This is a genomic window from Variovorax soli (assembly GCF_031454625.1).
Lineage (GTDB): Bacteria > Pseudomonadota > Gammaproteobacteria > Burkholderiales > Burkholderiaceae_C > Variovorax > Variovorax soli_A.
The window spans coordinates 149504-166048 of sequence record NZ_JAVDRF010000004.1 but is presented as its reverse complement, the minus strand read 5'-3'; the positions used below and the strand labels follow the sequence as shown (position 1 = coordinate 166048).

12 protein-coding genes are annotated in these 16545 nt (G+C 67.3%); 6 read left to right on the top strand and 6 right to left on the bottom strand.

Annotated elements, in window-relative coordinates:
- Window positions 1-4: 4 nt before the first annotated feature.
- Window positions 5-2701 carry a sensor domain-containing diguanylate cyclase gene (locus tag J2739_RS10835; protein WP_309901380.1) on the bottom strand — a complete coding sequence of 899 codons (2697 nt, stop codon included), beginning with the start codon at window positions 2699-2701 and terminating at the stop codon, window positions 5-7.
- A 321-nt stretch (window positions 2702-3022) separates the two neighbouring features.
- Here J2739_RS10835 and J2739_RS10830 point away from each other — a divergent pair, with 321 nt between their 5' ends.
- The 5 genes from J2739_RS10830 to J2739_RS10810 all read left to right on the top strand — a co-directional run bounded on the left by J2739_RS10830 (window position 3023) and on the right by J2739_RS10810 (window position 10144).
- A complete protein-coding gene (locus J2739_RS10830; RefSeq protein WP_309901378.1) occupies window positions 3023-3703 on the top strand; it encodes a hypothetical protein in 681 nt (226 codons plus the stop codon).
- A 109-nt stretch (window positions 3704-3812) separates the two neighbouring features.
- Window positions 3813-4799, top strand: coding sequence for a Vgb family protein (locus tag J2739_RS10825; RefSeq protein ID WP_309901377.1), 987 nt, complete (start codon window positions 3813-3815; stop codon window positions 4797-4799).
- 89 nt (window positions 4800-4888) lie between these two features.
- Window positions 4889-6184, top strand: coding sequence for a glucose-1-phosphate adenylyltransferase (gene glgC, locus J2739_RS10820; protein ID WP_309901375.1), 1296 nt, complete (start codon window positions 4889-4891; stop codon window positions 6182-6184).
- A complete protein-coding gene (gene glgA, locus J2739_RS10815; RefSeq protein WP_309901373.1) occupies window positions 6181-7641 on the top strand; it encodes a glycogen synthase GlgA in 1461 nt (486 codons plus the stop codon). The genes glgC and glgA overlap by 4 nt, the downstream gene beginning before the upstream one ends.
- Before the next feature lie 31 nt (window positions 7642-7672).
- Complete coding sequence (locus tag J2739_RS10810) at window positions 7673-10144, top strand: glycogen/starch/alpha-glucan phosphorylase (protein WP_309901371.1); 2472 nt, start codon at window positions 7673-7675, stop codon at window positions 10142-10144.
- A gap of 6 nt (window positions 10145-10150) precedes the next feature.
- On the opposite strand, the gene J2739_RS10805 is transcribed toward J2739_RS10810, so the two are convergent.
- The 5 genes from J2739_RS10805 to J2739_RS10785 all read right to left on the bottom strand — a co-directional run bounded on the left by J2739_RS10805 (window position 10151) and on the right by J2739_RS10785 (window position 15495).
- Complete coding sequence (locus J2739_RS10805) at window positions 10151-11047, bottom strand: class I SAM-dependent methyltransferase (protein ID WP_309901369.1); 897 nt, start codon at window positions 11045-11047, stop codon at window positions 10151-10153.
- A 150-nt stretch (window positions 11048-11197) separates the two neighbouring features.
- Window positions 11198-11995, bottom strand: coding sequence for a class II aldolase/adducin family protein (locus J2739_RS10800; RefSeq protein ID WP_309901367.1), 798 nt, complete (start codon window positions 11993-11995; stop codon window positions 11198-11200).
- On the bottom strand, window positions 11992-12963 hold the full coding sequence (locus tag J2739_RS10795) for a Bug family tripartite tricarboxylate transporter substrate binding protein (RefSeq protein ID WP_309901365.1): 972 nt from the start codon (window positions 12961-12963) through the stop codon (window positions 11992-11994). Before J2739_RS10795 ends, J2739_RS10800 begins: the two co-directional genes overlap by 4 nt.
- A 97-nt stretch (window positions 12964-13060) precedes the next feature.
- Window positions 13061-14059 carry a tripartite tricarboxylate transporter substrate-binding protein gene (locus tag J2739_RS10790; RefSeq protein WP_309901363.1) on the bottom strand — a complete coding sequence of 333 codons (999 nt, stop codon included), beginning with the start codon at window positions 14057-14059 and terminating at the stop codon, window positions 13061-13063.
- A complete protein-coding gene (locus J2739_RS10785; protein WP_309901360.1) occupies window positions 14059-15495 on the bottom strand; it encodes an amidase in 1437 nt (478 codons plus the stop codon). Before J2739_RS10785 ends, J2739_RS10790 begins: the two co-directional genes overlap by 1 nt.
- A gap of 118 nt (window positions 15496-15613) precedes the next feature.
- Between J2739_RS10785 and J2739_RS10780 the strand changes: the two genes are divergently transcribed.
- Window positions 15614-16495 (top strand): LysR family transcriptional regulator, encoded by an 882-nt coding sequence (locus tag J2739_RS10780; protein WP_309901358.1) that lies wholly within the window; start codon window positions 15614-15616, stop codon window positions 16493-16495.
- Window positions 16496-16545 lie beyond the last annotated feature (50 nt).

The window sequence follows — 16545 nt, the reverse complement described above, 5'->3', positions numbered from 1 at the left end:
CAGGTCAAGCCGTCTGCAGGGAGGTGACGGCGATCGCAAAGCGATTGCGCCCTGCGGCCTTGGCGTCGTAGAGCGCTGCATCTGCCTGCGCCAGAAGGTCCGGCGCCGTGATGGGGCCATCCGTCGGCCTGCGAAAGGCAACCCCGATGCTGGTCGTGACCTCCAGCAGCTGGTCACCGATCCGGAATCCCGGCTCTCGAATCCGCTCGACGACCTTGCCTGCGACCAGCGCCGCAGAATCCTCGGTGGTCAAATTCTCGAGGACGATCACGAATTCATCGCCGGCCAGGCGCGCCACCAGGTCCGTGCTCCGCACACAGTCGCGCAGGCGCTCGGCGAACCCGGTGAGAACGCTGTCGCCACCGGCGTGCCCGAGCGTGTCGTTGATGGACTTGAAGCGATCGATGTCGAGGAACATCAGAGCGAGCCCCTTCCCGGTGCGTTCGGCCCGCGCGATCGCGCCCGGAAGGTACTCGTTGAATGCGAGCCGGTTCGGCAGGTCGGTGAGGGTGTCCACCCGGGCGAGCTCGATGAGCTTGCGCTCGACCTCTTTGAGCGCCGTGATATCGAGGCTCAGCGAAAAGATGCCGTGCGTGGTCCCATCGGAAGCCTTGTCCGGCACGTAGATGACATGGGTGATGCGATGGAAGTCCCCGCGCTTGGTCTCGGCTTCGAACTCCACGCGCTCGCCCGCCAATGCGCGCTCCAAGGTCGCCCTTCGGGCGAGGTAGAGCTCCGGCCCGGCCACGTCGCGTATGTGCTTGCCCAGCAGCGCGGAAGGCTCCAGCCCCAGCCATTCCCGGTAGGTGCCATTGGCGAAGGTGATCTTCTGGTCCCGGTCGATGTAGGTGATCAGCGCGGGCATGCTGTCCGTGATCGTGCGCAGCCGCATTTCGCTCTCGGTCAGTCGCAGCTCCGCTTCCTTCAGCGGCGTGATGTTGAAGGTCATGAGATAGAAGCCCAGCACCCGGCCTTCCAGGTCCTTGTCGGGGATCAGGTTCACCTGGAAGTGGCCGCCCTTGTCATGCAGGGGAGCATGAACGGTGAAGCGCGCCGGCTTCCCCGCGAGAACTCTCGGGATGTAAGGCGCGTGCTGCGCGTAGACAGCGTCCCCGATGGAGGAGCGTAGGGTCACGCCGTCCAGCGGCCCATCTCCGATGCCAGCCATGCGGCGCGCCCGGCTGTTGCCATAAAGACATTTCTCGTCGAGGTCGAAGTAACCCACCAGGGCCGGAATGCTGTCGGTGATGTCGCGCAGCCGCTTCTCCTGCTCGCTGAGCGCCTTCCGGGCGTTGACTTCATCCGTGATGTCGAAAGTCATCGAAAAAACACCGCGCACCGTGCCGCCGGCTTCCCGGTCGGGGATGAAGTGCGCCTTGTGGGTCCGATCGCCGATGCCGCGTGCCGGATCTCCTTTCTTTTCGATGACCACTGTCTCCCCCGCGAGTGCGCGGCGGTAGTAGGGTTCCACGATGCCGAACTCTGCCGCGCCACGCACCTGCGCCACCGACTTGCCGACCAGGACTTCGTCGCCGTGGAAAGCCTGGATCTGCGCGTTCACGAAGGTGTAGTGCAAGGAGTCGTCGACATGCGAGACGAGCGCCGGGATGTTGTCCGTGATGGTGCGGATCTGTGCCTCGCTGGAGCGCTGCTGCTGCATCAGCTGGTGGAACGTTCGTGCAAGGTCTCCGACTTCGTCATTGGCATACGTCTGCGATCCGGTGAAGGCTGCCCTCGGATCGGCTTGCGCCACCCGCATGTGCTGGTGCAGGTCCGCCACCGGCTTCAGTTGCCGTCGCACAAAGGCCAGCGCCAGCGCGCCCGTGAGCAGGGACAGGGCCAGCGCCCCGGCCCACGTGACTCGCGCGACGGCCTCGATCGGTGCGAAGGCTTCGCTGCGCGGATACATGGCCCCGATGATCCAGTTGCTCTGCCGGATGCGCTTGAACGAATACAGGCCGTTGGCGCCGGACCGGTTGGAACCCTCGGCAGTGCCCTCGAAGCCGGCCAGCGCCTGATCGGTCTCGGTGTCCTCGTCGCCTTCCGCATTGAACTGCTTCAGGATCAGCGACCTGCGCGGATGGCTGACCACAACGCCATCCGTGGTGATCATGAAAAGATGGCCCGTGGTCCCGAACCTGATGTCCGCGAGTTCGCCCAGGAAGTTCCGCTCCTCCAAGTTGATGGCACCGGAGATCATGAACTGCACCTGGCCGGCACGGTCGATCACCGGCTGGGTGATGGCGACCTGCGCGTGGCCGTTGAGTCGGTTGCTGTAGGGCTGCGAGATCCTGCCGACCTTGGAGGCCACCGTGCCCCTGAAGTAGCTTCGGTCGGCGATGTTCACTTGCCGCATCTGAGGCGTGACATTCAGAGCCGCCACCAGGTTGCCCTGGAGATCGAAGATCGCAACGTTGTCGAAGGCCTCCCGAAGAGACTCGTGCTCTGCAAGAAATGCCTGCAGCGCTTCGATGTCCGTGAAGGCCTGAGAGCGCATGCTTTCGGCAAATGCCTTCAGGAGCGTTCGCCGGCTGACGAACTTCTGGTCCACAGCGTCAGCGATGGCCGTGACCCGGGCGAACTGTTCGTTCGCGATCGACGACTGCATGCTCAACTTGACCAGGTGCAAGGCGACCGTGGCGACCGCGAGCGTGGCAGCCAGCACCGCCACCACGACGCCGAGGCTCAGGCGTGTGTTCAAGCTGATCCGCACGTTGCGAAGACCTGATCGTTTCATGGAGGCTGCGCGACGCGAGCGCAAGCAGTGGAGTGTTCGTCGAGAGCTTCGCCCATTTTCCGGCTCGCGGATAGCTGTTGTCTCGAAAATGCAGCCGCCCGGGATGCGTATGTCACGCTGTCGGCCAGTTCAATGCGCCGAAATCCCAGCGATGTACTACCAATGGCCGCTCGCACCAGGTGCTCACACATTGGGGAAAGCACTCTCGGCATGGGTGGCGGGCTCGGGTTGCCGCCGACATGACGGTGCGGTAGCCTCCCGGCTCCAATTCACCAGGAGTCTCCGATGCCCCGTCGCTTCGTTCTTTCCACCGGCGCCGCCCTTGCAGCTGCCGCCCTGATCGTCGGGTGCGGTGCGATGCGGTCGTCGGGCAGCAACCCCATGAGCTTCTTCATCACCAGCGTCAACCCTGGCAAGGGCGGCGACCTCGGCGGCCTGGCCGGAGCCGACCGCTTCTGCCAGTCGCTGGCGACCAGCGCCGGGGCGGGCAACAGGACTTGGCACGCTTACTTGAGCACCGTGGCGATGAACGGGCAGCCGGCTGTCAACGCGCGCGACCGCATCGGCACCGGTCCGTGGACCAACGCCAAGGGCGTCGTCGTCGCCACCAGCGTGGCCGACCTGCACAGCGCCAATGCCAAGCTCGGCAAGGACACCTCGCTGACCGAGAAGGGCGAGGTTGTCTCCGGCTTCGGCGATCCGGTGAACCGCCACGACATCCTCACCGGCTCGCGCCCCGACGGCACGGTGGCCGTGCCCGAGCCCGGCAAGGACACCACCTGCGGCAACTGGACCCGCAGCGACGGCGGCTCCGCCATCGTGGGTCACCACGACCACAGGGGCACCAATCCCGACCCGGTCGCCAACGCGTCGTGGAACTCTTCGCACGGCACGGTCGGCTGCAGCGTCGACGAGCTCAAGAAGAGCGGCAGCGCGGGCCTGATGTACTGCTTCGCGACGAACTGACTTGGGTAGACGGGGCGGGCCTCGGCCCGCGCGATTGAATCCGGCGCCCGTCGAGCAGCATTCTTGAACAGCATCCGTACCACGAGGCTTCGCGTCAGGGAGGTGCAACATGGATTCGGTTTCTCGGCGCCACGCGATCGTGTTGGGTACGACGGTGCTTGCAGCATCCGTTCCGCTGTGGGCGCCAGCACAGACTGCAGTGCTGGAATCCTGGCCGCTCGGCACACGGCAGCGCACCGGTATCCATGACGTGGCCCCGGCGTTCGATGGCGGTGTGTGGTTCACCGCGCAGCAGAGTGGCCATCTCGGCTGGTTCGATCCGCGCACCGGACGCACCGAGCTTGTCGCGCTGGGCGCCGGCGCCGCGCCGCACGGCGTCATCCCGGGCCCCGACAAGGCGGCATGGATCACGGACGGCGGTCTGGACGCCATCGTGCGCGTGGGATGGCCCGACCGCGAGGTTCGCACCTTCGCGCTTCCCAAGGGCACACCCCGCGCCAATCTGAACACCGCGACATTCGACGCCGACGGCGACCTGTGGTTTACCGGGCAGAGCGGCATCGTAGGCAGGCTCGCGGTGAAGAGTGGCGTCGTGACGATCAAGGACGCGCCGCGCGGACCGGGTCCTTACGGCATGTGCACCACACCGAGCGGCGATGTGTGGTGGTGCTCGTTGGCCGGCTCCTTCATCGCCCGTATCGACCGCCGCAGCGGCAACTCGACCATTGTCGAGCCACCGACAAAGAACCAGGGCGCGCGCCGCGTGTGGAGTGACAGCCGGGGTCGCATCTGGGTCACCGAATGGTTCAGCGGCAACCTTTCGATGCATGACCCTTCGGCCAAGCGTTGGCGCAGTTGGAAACTCCCCGGCGATCGCCCGCGGCCGTATGCCGTCTACGTCGACGAGCGCGACAAGGTCTGGATCAGCGACTTCGGCGCCAACGCGGTTTTCCGTTTCAATCCCGGCGACGAGAAGTTCGAGCGTTTCGGGCTTCCACGAGACGCCGCCGGCATCCGCCAGATCCACGGCCGCGCGGGCGAAGTGTGGCTGCCTGAGAGCGGTACCGACTACATCTCGAGAATCAGGAGCACCTGACCTGAGTTGGCTTCTCGACGACGAAGCAGCACGAACCCACCCAGAAATGCTAGGCTGCCACCGACGGCAGACTCCGACGGAGGCAAGAGATGGCAAGCAGCACGCAACCCAATCTTCAGGCCCACCAGCTCGTTCGTCGCACCATTGCACTGGTGCTGGCGGGGGGGCGGGGCTCCCGCCTCAAGCAATTGACAGACCGCAGGGCCAAGCCGGCGGTGTATTTCGGGGGCAAGTTCCGCATCATCGATTTCGCGCTCTCCAACTGCCTCAATTCGGGCATCCGGCGCATGGCGGTGGTCACCCAGTACAAGTCGCACTCCCTGATGCGCCACCTGCAGCGCGGTTGGAGCTTCCTGCGCGCCGAGCTCAACGAGATGGTGGACGTGCTGCCGGCCCAGCAGCGCGTCGGCGAGGAGCACTGGTACCGCGGCACGGCCGACGCGGTCTACCAGAACCTGGACATCATCCAGACCCGCTCGACCCCGCACGACTACGTGGTCGTGCTGGCCGGCGACCACGTCTACAAGATGGACTACTCGATCATGCTGAGCGACCACGTCGCGCACGGGCGGGGGTGCACGGTCGGCTGCATCGAGGTGCCCCGCATGGAAGCCGTCGCCTTCGGCGTGATGGCTGTGGATGGCGAGCGCAGGATCAGCGCCTTCCTCGAGAAGCCGGCCGACCCGCCGGCGATGCCCGGCAAGCCCGAGGTCGCGCTGGCCAGCATGGGCATCTACATCTTCGACTCCGAGTACCTGTACCGCCTGCTGGAGGAAGACAGCGCCGACCCGGCCTCCAGCCACGACTTCGGCAAGGACATCATCCCGCACGCGGTCTCCCAGGGGCGGGCGGTGGCGCACCCCTTCGACATGTCCTGCGTGACGCGGGCGCGCCACGGCACCAACGCCAAGGCCTACTGGCGCGACGTCGGCACGATTGATGCATTCTGGGCTGCGAACCTCGACCTGGCCTCGATCACTCCGGAGCTCGACATCTATGACACCGACTGGCCCATCTGGACCTACCAGCGGCAGCTGCCGCCGGCCAAGTTCGTGCTCGACCGCGACGGGAAGCATGGCGTCACGGTCAACACCATCGTCTCGGGCGGATGCATCGTGTCCGGATCGCACGTCAAGGATGCGGTGCTGTTCTCGGGCGTGCGGGTGCACTCCTTCTGCAGGATCGAGGAGGCGGTGCTGCTGCCGGACGTCGAGGTGGGCCGCGGCGCGCGGCTTCGCAAGGTCGTCGTCGACCGCGCCTGCGTGATTCCGGAGGACATGATCGTGGGCGAGGATCCGGCGGCCGACGCGGCGCGTTTCGAGCGCACCGAAGGGGGCGTGGTGTTGATCACGCGCGAGATGCTGAAGCGGCTCGCACCCGAATGAGGATTCTCCAGGTCAGCGCCGAGCTGTTCCCGCTGCTCAAGACCGGTGGCCTGGCCGATGTTGCCGGCGCGCTGCCTCGGGCCTTGCTGGCCGCGGAGCAGGACGTGCGGGTTCTGCTGCCGGGCTTTCCGGCGATCCGGGCTGGCGTTGCCGACTCGGTCCAGGTGGCCGAGCTGGACGCTCCCTGGGGCGAGCGCGTGCGCCTGCGCCTCGGCCGCATCAGGACCGACGGCGCGCCGGACCTGCGGGCTTACTGGATCGACGCGCCGCTGCTGTACGACCGCCCTGGCAATCCGTACGAGGATGCGCAGCGACAGCCTTATGGGGACAACCACCGGCGCTTCGCCCTGCTGGGATTTGCCGCGGCGCGGCTGGCGCACGGGCTCGATCCGGCCTGGCAGCCCCAGGTGGTTCATGCGCACGACTGGCACGCCGCGCTGACGCCGGCCTACCTGGCGTTCGGGCCGCGCCACGGGCACCCGCGCGTCGGCAGCGTCTTCACGGTCCACAACCTGGCTTACCAGGGGCTGTTCGCGCCCTGGGATTTCGCCGACCTCGGCCTGCCGGCCACCGCCTGGGGGATGGATGGGCTGGAATATCACGGCCAGCTCTCCTTCATGAAGGGTGGTCTGGGCTTCGCCGACCGCATCACCACCGTGAGTCCGACCTACGCCCGCGAGATCCAGACGCCCGAGCAGGGCTGCGGGCTGGACGGCCTGTTGCGCCGCCGCGCGGGCGTTCTCAGCGGCATCCTCAACGGGGTCGACGACCAGGTCTGGAACCCGGCCACCGACGCGCTCCTGCCGCACCGCTTCGAAGCCGGGCAATTGGCCGGCAAGGTGCGCTGCAAGACGGCGCTGCAGGCGCAGCTCGGGCTCGCGCCCGGGGCCGAGACGCCGCTCTTCGTCGTGGTGAGCCGCCTGACCGAGCAGAAGGGCCTGCACCTGGTGCTCGGCGGGGTCGACGCCATCCTGGCGCGGGGCGGCCAGTTGGCCCTGCTCGGCAGCGGCGATGCCGGGCTGGAGCGCGCATTACGCGAACGGGCCACGGCCGCGCCGCGGTCGGTCAGCGTCACGTTGGGCTTCAGCGAGCCGCTCGCGCACCGGCTCTTCGGTGCCGGCGACGTGACCCTGGTGCCCTCGCTGTTCGAGCCCTGCGGCCTGACGCAGATGTACGGCCTCAAGTACGGCTCGCTGCCATTGGTGCATCGCGTCGGCGGCCTGGCCGACACGGTCGTCGATGCCACGCTGGAAGACATGGCCGACGGCCGCGCCACCGGCTTCTGCTTCGACACCTTCGACGCCGACGACTTCGGGCGCGCGCTGCGCCGCGCCTTCGCCCTCTACCGCCGCCCGGCCGACTGGGACGCCGTGCGTGCCATTGCAATGGGCCGCCCCGCCGACTGGGGCAGCGCGGCGGCCCGCTATCTCGACGTCTATGCCCAGGCGCTGGCCTGAGGCGACGAACACCACCTCATACTCCGACATCATGTCCCTCGCCGATTTCTCTTACGACCATCCCGACCGCGACGTCGCTGCCTTCAAGCGCTCCGTCGCCAACAAACTGATCTATGCGGTCGGCAAGGACCCCGTGGCCGCCAGCCCCGACGACTGGCTGCACGCAACCGCGATGGCGGTGCGTGACCAGCTCGTCGAGCGCTGGATGGCGACGACGCGCGCCCAGTACGCCCAGAAGCTCAAGCGGGTCTACTACCTGTCGATGGAGTTCCTGATCGGGCGCGTCTTCACCAATGCCCTGCTGGCGCTGGAGTTGCAGGACACCGTGAAGGAAGCGCTGGCCGATTTCGGCATCGACATCCAGGCGCTCGCCGAGCGCGAGCCCGACGCCGCGCTCGGCAACGGCGGCCTCGGGCGGCTCGCGGCCTGCTTCCTCGATTCCATGGCCACGCTCGGCGTGCCGGGCATGGGCTACGGCATCCGCTACGAGTACGGCATGTTCCGGCAGCAGATCGTCGACGGACAGCAGGTCGAGACACCCGACTACTGGCTCGCGCGGGGCAACCCCTGGGAGTTCCAACGCCCCGAGGTGACTTATCGCGTGCGCTTCGGCGGCCACGTCCAACGCCTGGATGGCAAGGGCGCCTCCCACGACGCGGCCAGGTGGGTCGACACGCATGACGTGCTGGCGATGGCCTACGACACCATCATTCCGGGCTACGACACGCAGGCCACGCAGACACTGCGCCTGTGGTCGGCTCGCGCCACGGAGGAGATCGACCTGTCGGCCTTCAATCGCGGCAACTACATGGCGGCGGTCGAGAGCAAGAACCAGTCCGAGAATGTCTCGCGCGTGCTCTACCCCGACGATTCGACGGCCTCGGGGCGCGAGCTGCGGCTGCACCAGGAGTACTTCTTCGTCAGCGCCAGCGTGCAGGACATGCTGCACCGGCATCTGCGCAACCACACCGGCTTCGACACGCTGTCCAAGCAGATCAGCATCCATCTCAACGACACGCACCCCGTCCTGGCGATCCCGGAGCTGATGCACCTGCTCATCGACGAGCACGGGCTGTCGTGGGACACGGCATGGTCCCACACCCAGAAAGTGTTCAGCTACACCAACCACACGCTGATGCACGAGGCACTGGAGACCTGGCCGGTCGAGGTGCTGGGGCGCGTCCTGCCGCGCCACCTGCAGATCCTGTTCGAGATCAACGCGCGATTCCTCCACGCCGTGGCGCACGCAAACGGCCACGACGTGGAGCTCGTGCGGCGCATGTCGCTCATCGACGAGTCCGGCGAGCGGCGCGTGCGCATGGCCTACGTGGCGGTGCTGGCCAGCCATTCGATCAACGGCGTCTCGGCCCTGCATTCGGAGCTCATGAAGCAGTCGATCTTCGCCGACTTCGCGCGCCTCTTCCCGGAGCGCTTCAACAACAAGACGAACGGCGTGACGCCGCGTCGCTGGCTGGCGCAAGCGAATCCGCCGCTGGCGGCCCTGCTCGACGCGCGCATCGGCCGCGACTGGCGGCGCGACCTGTCGCAGCTCGAAGCGCTGCGGCCGATGGCGCAGCAGCCGGCCTTCGTGCGGGCTTTTCGCCATGCCAAGCGCGAGAACAAGCTGCGCCTGGCCAATTGGATCGAGCAGAACCTGGGCATCGTCGTCGACACCGACGCCCTGTTCGACGTCCAGGTCAAGCGCATGCACGAGTACAAGCGGCAGCTGCTCAACGTGCTGCACGTGATCACGCGCTACCAACGCATCCTGGACGCGCCGCAAGCACACCACGTGCCACGCGTGGTGGTGTTCGGGGGCAAGGCCGCCTCGGCCTACCACATGGCCAAGCTCGTGGTGCGTCTCATCAACGACGTGGCGCAGGTGGTCAACAACGACGATCGGGTGGGCCAGTTGCTGAAGGTCGTGTTCATGCCCAACTACAGCGTGAGCCTGGCAGAGATCATCATGCCGGCGGCCGACCTGTCCGAGCAGATCTCGATGGCCGGCACCGAGGCTTCCGGCACCGGCAACATGAAATTCGCGCTCAATGGCGCACTGACCATCGGCACGCTCGATGGCGCCAACGTCGAAATGCGCGAGAGCGTGGGCGCGGAGAACATCTTCATCTTCGGCAACACCACGCCCGAGGTGGCCGCGATCCGCGCCGGTGGCTACCAGCCGCGCGCGATCTACGAATCCGACCCGCACCTGCGCGGCGCGCTGGACAGCATTCGCGACGGTGTCTTCTCGGCGGGGGAGCCGACACGCTACCAGGAGATCTATGACGCCCTCGTGAACTGGGGCGACCAGTATCTGCTGCTGGCCGACTACGCGAGCTACGTCAAGACGCAGGACAAGGTCGACGCGTTGTATCGCCACCCCGATGCATGGGCACGCATGGCAATCCTCAACGTGGCGGGCATGGGTGGCTTCTCGTCGGACCGCACGATCGCGCAGTACGCGCACGAGATCTGGCACACCCGGCCCGTCAGGCTGGGCTGATCTCCGTCATCGGGGCTGCCGCGCGCGATGGCGATACACGATCATCCCCACCTGCAAACGTCCTTCACGCAGGTTGCGCTCCATCGACGTCGCAGTTGCAAGCCGTGTGGCGACAGCCTCGACAGAGCGGCCGTCGGCCCCCTGTTGCCGTGCCAAGGCCAGCCGCCACTTCTCCATGTTTTCCGCATGGTAGCGGCGACCTTCCTCGGTCTGCTCCACGAAGTCGCCCGCTTGCAGCCCCCATCGGGCAAGCCTTGCCGTGCATGCCGCCAGGGGCTCCAGCGATGACATCGTCGGGTCCATCGCCCAAGCCAAGGGGAACTGTGGTTCGCCCCCCTGCCCGAGGAAAATCTCGTGAAGCGCCAGGGCACCGCCCGGCTTGAGAACGCGGACGCACTCGGCAAAGAGCGTCTCCTTCTCCGCGATCTGCATGGCGACGTGCTGCATCACGACAACGTCGAATGCGCCATCGGGGAAGGGCAGGGCCAAGGCGCTCCCTTGCGTGTGATGAACCCGCTCCTGCAACCGTACCAACGCGGTCAATGCCACGGCCGTTCGGTGCACGGTTTCGCTCAACTCCAGACCGTGCACATGCGCCCCGTACTTTTGCGCCAGGCGCCTTGCGGGCCCGCCGACACCAGCCCCCACGTCCAACACCTGCTGTCCTGGCCCAACGCCCGCCATTGCCGCGAGTGCATCCGTTGCGGCCAACCCGCCCATGTGCAGCATATCCACCGCGTGCACATCGTCGGCCGTCGCTTGTTCGGGCTGTATGCCGCGCGAACGCAAGGTCTCCAGGGCGCCGTCCAACGTGACGGACAAGCGCGCCCAGTGATCAGCGACTTGCTGCCCCTGACGAGTCACACCCGCAGGCGGCCCTGCGTCTCCAGCGTCTTCTGCCATTCGTGAGCCTCCGCGCTATGCGGCGAATGATATCGACGACCGCGGCGGGCCGGAAGCGGCGCATGACGCCTGCGACATTGCCCGGATGGACGCGCCGACTCCGCTTCCACTACGCCGACGGAGGCTACCGGCCGGCGCCGCGGCCCGGTGCTACGTCCTATAGGAACTGCCGCGCTCGCGCTCCAGCTTGCGCAACAGTCCCGGCCACTCCAGCGTGCCGACCTCCATGAAGCCGCCGGGCCCCAGCATCTTGCGGCCTTGGGCGCGGGTGTGCCGGATGGTGGCTTCGGACAGCTCGTGCAGCGGCACGCCGCCGGCTTGTCCATCGATCTGGTACTGGCAGGCCGTCTCCAATCGCAGCATCCAGCAGAAGGCCTCCGCGACGCTGCGTCCGACCGTCAGGGCGCCGTGGTTGCGCAGCACCAGGACACGCCCTTCGGGGCCGAGGTCGCGCACGAGGCGCTCGCGTTCGTCTTCGTCGAGCGCCGTGCCCTCATAGTCGTGGTAGCCCAGGAAGTCCAGCATGACGCAGGCCTTCTGGCTCAGGGGCCGCAGGCCCATGGCCTGCATCGCGATCGCGTTGTTCGCACGGGTATGGCTGTGCATCACGCACACCAGTTCCGTCTGCGCCATGTGGATGGCGCTGTGGATGATGAACCCCGCGGGATTGAGCAGCGACGGGTCCCCCTGCACCACGCGACCCTCGAGGTCGACCTTGATCAGCGCGGATGCCGTCATCTCGTCGAAGAGGGTTCCCAGCGGATTCACGAGAAAGTGATGCTCGGGCCCCGGCAGCATCACGGAGATGTGGGTCGAGGCCAGGTCCGACATGCCATGCAGATCCGTCAGCTGATAGCAGGCTGCGAGGTCGCAGCGCAGCCGCCACTCGGCGGCATCCATGCCTTCGGGCATGGCACGAGATGAAAGTCGCGCGATATCGTCGTTCACTTCAGGGTCTCCTTCGTGTTCGGGGTGTCGGTGCCGAGCGATCGCGACATGGCGATCCAGCGTGCGAGATCCGCCTGCACGAAGGCCTGTGTCTCGGCGGGCGGTGCGGGTTGGATGAGCAGCCCCAGGTCCTTCAGGCTGGCCTGGACATCGGGCGCCGCGAGCGCTTCCGTCAGCGCACGGGCGAGCGTCGCCACCACCTCCGGCGGCAGCCTGGCTGGCCCCATCAGGGCGAACCAGTTGGAGATCGCCAACTCGGGCATGCCCTGTTCGACCACCGTGGGCACGTCCGGCAGCGACGCGACCCGCGTGCTCGAAGTGACGGCGATCGCCTTGATCTTGCCCGACTGAACCTGCTGGACGACGAGTGGCACGGTCATCGCGGTGACGCCGATCTCGCCCCGCACCAGGTCCGTCATCACCTCGGGCTGGCCCCGATAAGGCACGTGCGTGAGATCGATCTTCTGCTGGCGCTTGAGCAGTTCCATCGTGAAGAAGGGCGTCGTGCCCGCGCCTGCAGAGCCGTAGTTGATCTCGCCCGGTCGTGCCTTGGCGTGGCCGACGAGATCGGGCAGCGAGCGGACCGGCAAGCCGTTGCTCACGATGATCGCCTGGGGAATCGTGCCGATCATCCCGATCGCGCTGAACGCGGTCTGCGGCTGCCAGGAAGGCGCCGCCGCGCCGGGTGGCGCCATCGTGGTGGGGCCGCTGGCCACGACCAGCGTGTACCCGTCGGGGGCCGCACGTGCCACAGCCGAGTAGCCGATGCTGCCGGCAGCACCCGCGCGGTTGTCGACGATGAAGCTCTGCTTGAAGCGCTCGGAAAAATGCTGCGCGATCCGGCGCGCGATGACGTCCACGATGCCGCCGGCGGGGAACGCGGAGACGATCGTCACCGGACGCTCGGGGTAGCCCGCGGCGGCCGCCTGTCCCAGCGGCACCACATACGCCGCAAGGAGCAGGGCCAAGGCCCGTACGGCGGCACGACGACGCGTGCATGCAGAAGTCTTCCTGATTGCTTTGCCCATGGAGATCTCCTTCAATTGACCGGCGCGCGGGGCGGTGTCACTCGTCGCTGCGGAATCCCGAGGCCTGCACCAGGGGACGCCAGAAGTCACGCTCCTCGCTCAGCATGCGTTTCACCGCGGCGCCGGGCAGGCCCGTCGCCTCCAGGCCTGCGCGCGTCATGGCGCTCCTCACCTGCGGCTGCTGCATGGCGGCCACGAAGGCCCGCTCCAGGCGCTGCACGACCGGCGCAGGCGTGCCTGCCGGAACGAAGGCGCTGTACGAGGCGTTCGCATGGTCGAAGGCATCGATGCCCGCCTCATGCGCGGTCGGAACATCGGGCAGGGACGCGTTGCGGCGCATGCCGGAGACGGCCAGGATGCGCACCTTGCCGCCGCGATGGAGCTCCATCTGGCTGGCCAGCGCATCCGCGCTCAGGGGGACGTGGCCGCCGACCAGGTCCGTCACGAGCGGCGCGCCACCCTTGTAGGCCACGGGCGTCAGCGGAACGCCCACGGTCTTGGCCATGCCGATGACAGCGAAGTGCAGTGTCCCGCCCAGGTTGGTGAGACCCACGCTCCCCTGCGACGGGTTGGCGCGAACCCAGCTCACGTACTCCGGCAAGGTCTTGTACGGCCGGTCCGCGCCGGCGGAAATCACCGTGGGGACCTCGGCGAGGTGGGCGACGGGAACGAAGTCGCGATCGACGTCATAGGCAAGCTGCCGGTAGGTCATCGGGAAGATGACCAGCGGCGCATTGGAAGACAGGAGCACGGTCCTCCCATCGGGCGCGGCACGCTTCACGTACTCGATGGATATCCGCGTGGCGGCGCCGGGCCGGTTGTCCACGATCACCTGTTCCTCGCCGCCGGTGCGCAGTTGCTCGGCGAGCGCCCGCGCCAGCGTGTCCAGTGCGCCGCCGGGTGGAAACCCGACGATGAGGCGCAGCGGATGGGCGCCTCCCGCCGGGGCTTGCGCCTGCGCCGGCGCCGAGGCGACTGCAAGCGCCGCAAAGCCAGCGAGCCACAAGGAGGAACGGAAATATTGCAAGACATTCATCACTGCACCTCTAGAGACGGCCAACGGGCCAAAAGATTGCCGGCAGCCTCGAACACCGCCGCTGCTGCAAGAAGGTCCGACTCCTGCCGCAGGCGTCCCACCAGCTGCAGCCCGATCGGGAGTCCGTCGCGCCCGAAGCCGCAGGGAACGGTGATCGCGGGGTGGCCCGTCAGATTGAAGGGCATGGTCCAGGGGAACCAGTTGGAGCGCACCTCGTCGAAGAGCCGGCCGTCGATCTCGAGCTTGCCGAACAGGTCCTGGTCGAGGGGCAGGGCGGTTCGCGCGAGGGTGGGCACCACGATGAAATCGTGGTCACGCAGCAGCGCCTGCACATGGCGGAAGAGCCGGGTGCGAGCAAAGTTCGCCTCCTGGTAGTCCACGGCGGTGTAGTCGTTCGCGAGCGCGAGCTGCTGCAGCAGCGAGGGGCTCATCCGATCCGGCTGCTCCTCCGCCATCTTGCCGAAGCGGGCCTTCCACACCGTGTGATTGATGGTGCGCCAAAACGGCTCGATGTCGAAGTCCGACGCCGGCGGCATCTCGGCCAGCTCCGCGCCCAGGTCCCGCAGCAGTCCCAGGGCAGACTCGAAGCAGGACGCAACGTCGGCAGAGATCGGCCTCCCGGACGGCACGTCCGCGAAGAGGATGCGCTTGCCGCGCAGGTTCCTCGCCGATTGCACGGCCTGCAGATAGTCCTCAGCCTGGGCGCCGGCAGACCAGGGATCGCAGGCATCCTCGCCCGCCATCGCCTGGAGCATGAGCGCGGTGTCGGCGACCGTGCGCGAAATGGGCGTGACGTAGGTGAGATTGCCGATCACGTCCTCCGCCTGCGAATGGGGAACCAGGCCGATCGACTGCTTCAGGCCCACGACCCCGTTGCAGGCCGCCGGGATCCGGGTGGAGCCGCCCCCATCCGTGGCGATGCCGATCGGTGCGAGCCCGGTCGCCACTGCCACGGCCGCGCCGCCGCTCGATCCGCCGCTGGTGCGATCCGGGTGCCATGCATTGCGCGTGCGTCCGAACAAGGGCGCATCGGTCAGGCACTTCGAGCCGAACTCCGAGGTCGTCGTCTTCCCGATGAGGATGGCACCCTGTCGGCGCAGGCGCGCGATGGCCGCCGCGTCCTCGGCCGGGACGTTGTCGGCGAACAGCAGCGAGCCGAAGGTGGTCTTCACGCCTCGGGTGTTGACCAGGTCCTTGCACGCATAGGGAATGCCGTGGAGCAGCCCCGTGGCTTCGCCGCGCATGACGGCCTGCTCCGCAGCCTTCGCCTCGCGCATGGCCTCGTCCGCGCAAAGCGTGATGAAGCAATTGAGCTTCGGCTGCAGCCGCGCGGCGCGGTCCAGGACCGCCCGGGTCACTTCCACGGGCGAGACTTCGCGGCGCGCGATCGCTTCGCGAAGCCGCACTGCAGTCCAGAAGCAAAGTTCCTCGGTCATCCAGCATCCCTCTGTCAGATGCCGGCCACTTCAGCCGGCGACAGGACAAAGAGTGCCGGCTCCCCGCTTGCCGGTCCAATACTCGTTCACAATCCGCACATACCGGAATCGTATGAGCATGGACCTCAAGAGCTTGCGCTACTTCGTTGCCGTGGCGGAGGCCCGCAGCGTCGGCAAGGCCGCCCTGCGGCTGCACATGGCGCAGCCGCCCTTGTCCGTCCAGATTCGCAACCTGGAGGCCCAGGTCGGGACGCCGCTGTTCCTGCGCGAATCGACGGGAATGCGGCTCACCGACGCCGGCAGTGCTCTGTTCGCGCGCGCTCGTGAAGCCCTGGCCCTGGCACACGAAGGCTTCGAGGCCGCTCGCGCGGTCGGGTCCGGACGGCGCGGCCGGCTCACGGTGGGCTACATGTTCTCCCTGGGCTACGCCATCCTGCCCAAGCTCGTCCCGCTTCTTCATCGCACCCTGCCCGACGTCGAACTGCAATTCGTCGAGATGAGTGCCGCCACCTGTGAAGCGCAGGTCCTGCAACACAAGGTGACCGTCGGCTTGTGCATGCCGGCGATCCAGCGTGCCGAAGTGGCCAACACCATCGTCGGCGCGCAGCCGCTGCGGCTCGCCGTGCCGTCACGCTCGCCGCTCGCCCGTCTCGCCTCGATCCCGATGCAACGGCTTCAGGGCCAGAAGATGATTGCCCTGCCTTCGCTCAGGGAGGACGTGGACACCTCGATGGTGGCGGCCCTGTTCCGGCGGCACCAGGTGACGGTTCAGGTGGTCGAGCGCGTGGAGACGGTGCACGCTGCGCTGGCTCTGGTGCTCGCCGGCGAGGGCTGCGCCGTGGTTCCCGCGTGCGCTGCCGCGGGTTTGCCTTCAGGTGTCGTCGTCCGCAAGTTGACGGGGGTGAGCGAAGGCTTCGATGTCGTCGCCTGTCGGCGCCACGACGTGGACAGCCCGTTCATCGAGCCGTTCATCACCGCTGCGAGGCAGGCGCTGCGGTGAGACGAGCCGGCCGGCCGTCGTTCCAGCGTCGTGGGACCCGTACTCCGGTC